Annotated in this window: 5 protein-coding genes and 1 tRNA gene; 4 read left to right on the top strand and 2 right to left on the bottom strand. The window is 38.7% G+C overall.

What is annotated here, in order from left to right; genetic code table 11:
- The coding region (locus ACFCYJ_RS27190) for a transposase (protein ID WP_376079059.1) at window positions 1-174 on the top strand (174 nt) is incomplete at its 5' end.
- A gap of 372 nt (window positions 175-546) precedes the next feature.
- Here the strand turns inward: ACFCYJ_RS27190 and ACFCYJ_RS27185 are convergent.
- Window positions 547-1,617, bottom strand: a complete 1,071-nt coding sequence (locus ACFCYJ_RS27185) for a cysteine desulfurase family protein (protein WP_376079057.1) — start codon at window positions 1,615-1,617, stop codon at window positions 547-549.
- A 100-nt stretch (window positions 1,618-1,717) separates the two neighbouring features.
- On the opposite strand from ACFCYJ_RS27185, the gene nadB reads away from it, so the two are divergent.
- Genes nadB through nadA form a run of 3 tightly spaced genes read left to right on the top strand, consistent with a single transcriptional unit; the run spans window position 1,718 to window position 5,211 of the window.
- Window positions 1,718-3,304: an L-aspartate oxidase gene (gene nadB, locus ACFCYJ_RS27180; RefSeq protein ID WP_376079055.1), complete on the top strand. Its 1,587-nt coding sequence runs from the start codon at window positions 1,718-1,720 to the stop codon at window positions 3,302-3,304.
- On the top strand, window positions 3,261-4,121 hold the full coding sequence (nadC, locus tag ACFCYJ_RS27175) for a carboxylating nicotinate-nucleotide diphosphorylase (RefSeq protein WP_376079053.1): 861 nt from the start codon (window positions 3,261-3,263) through the stop codon (window positions 4,119-4,121). The genes nadB and nadC overlap by 44 nt, the downstream gene beginning before the upstream one ends.
- Entirely contained in the window at window positions 4,108-5,211 is a 1,104-nt protein-coding gene (gene nadA, locus ACFCYJ_RS27170) for a quinolinate synthase NadA (RefSeq protein WP_376079051.1), read from the top strand. The genes nadC and nadA overlap by 14 nt, the downstream gene beginning before the upstream one ends.
- 180 nt (window positions 5,212-5,391) lie before the next feature.
- On the opposite strand, the gene ACFCYJ_RS27165 is transcribed toward nadA, so the two are convergent.
- Window positions 5,392-5,463 (bottom strand) — tRNA-Glu (locus tag ACFCYJ_RS27165).
- Between the last annotated feature and the right edge of the window lie 19 nt (window positions 5,464-5,482).

Here is a 5,482-nt window from a genome sequence, read left to right as displayed (position 1 = left end):
GAAAATGGGAATGGATTACTTCGAGAATTCTTCCCTAAGCAAACAAATTTCGAAGAAGTATCACCAGAAGAACTAACAGAATCATTAAACTATATAAACAACCGACCAAGAAAATGTCTTGGTTGGAAAACTGCAAACGAGGCTTTTAATGAGCAATTGTTGCACTTAATTTGACAAATCATCATTTTAATTCATTAAAAAACACTGATTTCCAATATGAGCTACTCCTCTCCGACTGTCGAGACACTTCGCTTTTCGCAGGAATCTTTAATCTACGACAGGATCAATCAGAGTAGCCCTTCGTTACAATCAACTAAAAAAGCAAAATATAAGCCAAAAACTATTTATAGATTCATTAATATACCTGTTAATTTATCATTTCAAAATTATTTAATTATAGTTTTCAGGTTTCGTCTTACCCTCAATCATATTAAACTTTAAATTTACTGCTCAGGTGAAAGAACATTTCTGACGCTTCGTTTACGTTACCGAAAACATCTGTAACTGGCATTGCACTTTCGTTACCAAAAACATTTGCTAAAGAAGTTAAATAACAGAAAGAGCCATTTGTAATCGATCAATTTCTTCAAATGTTGTTGCTGGGCCGAAGGATATTCTAAAAAATTGACGAGCCGCTTCCATAGAATAATCCATTGATAAAATCGCTTTTGTACCAGATTCACTATGAATATCACAGGCACTTCCTGTAGAAATACATATCCCCGCTTCGTTTAATTTTAACAAAACGTATTGACCTTCTACTCTTTTCATCAACACACCACAAATATTAGGCAATTGATCCTTACACTCAATGATCTGACACGTTTCCGGTAAATTTCCCTTAAAGTATCGACGTAATGCTTCATAATGCTGACGCTCATATTGATAATCTTCAATCGCCGTAGCAAAAGAGACAATAGCTGGAGTATCTAGGGTTCCTCCTCTTAACCCACGCTCATGTGTGACACCTGGTGCTAATGCAGGAACACGGAGCTCAGGATTCATATATATAGCTCCACATCCTTTTGGCCCACCTATTTTATGGGCTGAAACAGTAATAGCATCTACCTGCTGTTTTAACGGAATTTTACAAAAGGATTGTACACAATCGACGTGTAGGAGCACATTTGATTGTTTAGCAATTTCGGCAATTTCTTCTATAGGTTGAATAGAACCTATCTCTGAATTTACATGTTGAATAGTGATTAAAGCCGTATCTTCTTGAATTACTTCTCGTAGTTGCTCTACATGAATACAGCCATCTTGCAGTAAGGGTAACTTTGTGACCATAAAACCCATTTTTTCAAGTGTATTTAAAGCCGCATGTACGGATGTATGTTCAGCTTGTGATGAAATAATGTGCTTCCCTTTATTTGAAGCTAAAGCTAATGACAAAATCGAAATTAAATTACCCTCCGTTCCGCTTCCAGTAAAAATCACACCATCACTGTTTACTCCAAGAGATTTTGCTACAACAGCTCTCGCTTGTTCAACAAAATAATGTGCTTGCCCTCCTAGATCATGTAAGCTTGCACTATTTCCATAATACTGCTTTGCTACCTCACAATAGACTTTAAGAGCCTTTGGAGTCATTGGAGCGGTTGCAGCGTAATCCATATAAATCATCTTATTCTTCCTTTCTAATTCATTCGGTCTTGTTTTCTTTTTTATTTTATGCAAAGATAGGTGTCAAGACAACTGTAAAGAAGGTATATGTATGGATGTAAAGACAGATGTACTTATTATTGGTAGCGGCATTGCTGCACTTCAAACTGCTCGGCTTCTCGAAGAACATTTTCAAGTACAGCTTGTTACAAAGTGTTCAGTTAAAATGAGTAGTTCTTATCGTGCTCAAGGCGGTATTGCTGCCGTTACAAGTCAAGAAGATCATCCAAAGCTTCACATTGCTGATACGTTGACTGCTGGTGAATATCATCATGAAAGAAGGAATGTTGAAGTACTAATAGAAAACGGTACAGAAATTATGCGTAATTTATTAAATGAGGGCTTCCCAGTTGATCGACAAGTTGATGGGTCCCCCGCTCTAGGCTTAGAGGGAGCACATAGTCATCACCGTATTTTACATGCTGGTGGTGATCGTACTGGCCAAATAATGATAGATTATTTGCTCAATCAACTCACATCTAATATCGTTGTGAATTGTTATGAGATGGCTTACGAGCTTTTATTAAATACAAATGGAGATTGCGTTGGCGTTCTAACAAAAGGAGCAAAGGGAACGAAGCGCTACCTTGCCCACCACGTCATTCTCGCGACAGGAGGTGCAGGAGCTCTTTATTCTTGTACGTCTAACTTTGCTACGAATACTGGCGATGGTATCGCATTAGCATATCGTTCAGGAGCTGCCATCAGTGATATGGAATTTATGCAATTCCATCCAAGCTTACTTTGGTGTGGAGGCCAGGCCAAAGGATTAATCTCTGAAGCTGTTCGTGGCGACGGAGGAATTTTTGTCGATGCGCATCGTCATCCCATAATGAAAGGCGTGCATAAACAACTGGACTTGGCACCACGCCATGTTACAGCACATGCATTATTTAATAAACGTGCTACCGGGCAAGAAACTTTTATTGATATTTCAAGTATCGAACACTTTGAAGAAAGATTCCCTACGATTGCTCAGCTTTGCTATGACAATCATATTAATTTACAAGATGGATTAATTCCTGTAGCACCAGGTAGCCATTTCTTAATGGGTGGTGTTGTTGCTGATGACAAAGGAAGAACATCTATTCCTAATTTATATGCAATTGGAGAAGTTGCTTGTACTGGGGTGCATGGTGCCAATCGTTTAGCTAGTAACTCTCTTTTAGAAGGCATTACGTTTGGACAAAGAACAGCCCATTACATTATTCAAACAGGTTGCAAGCAAAATAGTTTCTTAATTGATGACAAACATCACCAACAAACAATGCCATCATTATTGACGAAAGATCAATTACGACAAATGATGATGCACACATTAGGCATTGTGCGAAATCCGATCGATATGGAACAATTCGTACAACAATTGCCCTCTATACAAACACTTCTACATGTTGATTTAGATGGCTTGAATCGACAGGAACTTGAACTTTACATGATGCATATTGTCGCTACATTAATGGCACACGCAGCTATTACACGAAAAGAAACTCGCGGGGCACATATTCGCATTGACAAACCACAAAATGATCATCGGTGGGCAAACCGCTGGGTCATTTTTCAACAAGGACAGATGAAAGTGAGGAATTCATTATATGAATATCATCAAACTCGAGGAATTGCTAAAACAATTTTTTAATGAGGATATAGGCGATGGGGATTTATCGAGTGAATTTATTTTTTCTCCAGAACAGCAGGGATCTTTTTCTTTTTATGCGAAGGAAAGTGGCATTTTTTGTGGAGCCCCCATCATTAAGCATGGATTTCTTCTTCTTGATCGGTCTATGGATATTATCCTTTATAGAAAAGATGGTGACAAAGTAAATGCCGGGGATGTTCTTGCTATTATTCAAGGACCTCTTCAAAAGTTATTAATGGGGGAGCGTGTAATTTTGAATCTTATCCAGCGTATGTCTGCTATTGCTACAGCTACAAATTTAGCGGTGCGAGAAACAGCAGGTACTAATGCGAAAATATGCGATACGCGCAAAACAATGCCTGGAATGCGTATGTTAGATAAATATGCTGTTAGAATCGGAGGCGCCTATAACCATCGCAATGGATTATACGATGCGATCATGCTAAAGGATAATCATATTGCTTTTGCAGGTAGTATTACCAAGGCCGTACATGCAGCCCGTGAGAAAATCGGTCACACCATTAAAATCGAAGTCGAAATCGAAACAAAAGCACAATTAGATGAAGCAATTGCAGCCGGTGCAGATATCATTATGTTTGATAATCGTAGCCCTGAAGAAATACGTGAATGGCTCCCAGCAGTTCCCCCACATATTGCTACAGAAGCTTCAGGCGGCATTTCACTTCATAACTTAAATATCTATGCTGAAACAGGTATTCAATGGATTTCACTCGGAGCGCTAACACATTCAGTAAAAGCCTTTGACATTAGTGCACTTGTACAAACGAAAGGAGCTAATTCCATTGTCCATCACTAGTTTATTACAACAAACGTCACTACTACCTGAGCATTATCGTGCATTATCTAAACATGACATGGAATCTCGCATTCTAACCATAAAAAAGAAATTAGGTAGTAAGCTATTCATCCCTGGGCATCATTATCAAAAAGATGAAGTGATTCAATTTGCAGATGCAACAGGGGATTCCTTGCAACTTGCTCAATTATCAGCAGCTAACAAGGAAGCTGAACATATAGTATTTTGTGGCGTACACTTTATGGCAGAAACAGCTGATATGCTTACAACTGAACAGCAGCATGTTTATTTACCTGATATGCGTGCAGGCTGTTCAATGGCAGATATGGCCGACATTTATCAAACAGAACAAGCATGGCCAATTTTACAGAAACTCTTTGGCGATACCATTATCCCACTAACATATGTCAATTCTACTGCTGCCATTAAAGCATTTACGGGACGACATGGTGGAGCCTGCGTAACATCGTCTAATGCAAAAGAAATGGTTGAATGGGCATTTACGCAAAAACAACGTATTTTCTTTTTACCAGATCAACATTTAGGTAGAAATACTGCGTACGATTTAGGAATACCTCTTGAAAATATGGCCGTTTGGAATCCTCATACAAATAGGCTTGAAACTGATCAGTCCCCAGAAAACATTCAAGTCATCTTATGGAAGGGACACTGCTCTGTACACGAAGGCTTTACGGTTCAGCATACCGAGCTTATACGTAAAGTTCATCCAAATATGCGTATCATTGTTCATCCTGAATGTAGTCGTGAAGTTGTTGCTGCTGCAGATGATGCAGGTTCTACAAAATACATTATTGATACGATTAATAAAGCACCGAGAAATTCAGCATGGGCAATCGGTACTGAAATGAATCTCGTAAATCGTCTGATCAAGCAGCACCCTGATAAGCAGATTATCTCTTTAAATGAGAACTTCTGTCCTTGTCTTACAATGAATCGTATTGACCTTCCCCATCTACTTTGGTCTTTAGAAAGTATACAAAAGGGGCAGCCACATAATCGTATTCAAGTAGATGCTCACACTGCTGAAGAAGCACGTAGCTCACTTGAAAGAATGCTATTAAGAGCGTAAAGAGCAAAACGTCTACCCAAAATGAGTAGACGTTTCCTTATAGTTACTTAAGTTTTCTACGAGAATATGTAGTATACATTTCTACTAATCATAATCGTTTAAAGCAATTATTAGAATCTTAAAAGCTATCCTTATACAAAAAAAACAGTAGATGTATTTTACATCTACTGCATTTTAGTATGACCCGTACGGGATTCGAACCCGTGTTACCGCCGTGAAAGGGCGGTGTCTTAACCACTTGACCAACGGGCCAATGGCGGAGAAGGAGGGA

Origin of the sequence: Lysinibacillus sp. NPDC056232 (assembly GCF_042267565.1) — a bacterium.
Taxonomy (GTDB): Bacteria; Bacillota; Bacilli; order Bacillales_A; family Planococcaceae; genus Lysinibacillus.
Note: the sequence above shows the minus strand (reverse complement) of the source record. Positions and strands in the feature narration are given on the sequence as shown.

Coding starts and splice junctions, on each gene's coding strand:
- nadB (WP_376079055.1), top strand. CDS start 1,718: ATGGATGTAAAGACAGATGTACTTATTATTGGTAGCGGCATTGCTGCA.
- nadC (WP_376079053.1), top strand. CDS start 3,261: ATGAATATCATCAAACTCGAGGAATTGCTAAAACAATTTTTTAATGAG.
- ACFCYJ_RS27185 (WP_376079057.1), bottom strand. CDS start 1,617: ATGGATTACGCTGCAACCGCTCCAATGACTCCAAAGGCTCTTAAAGTC.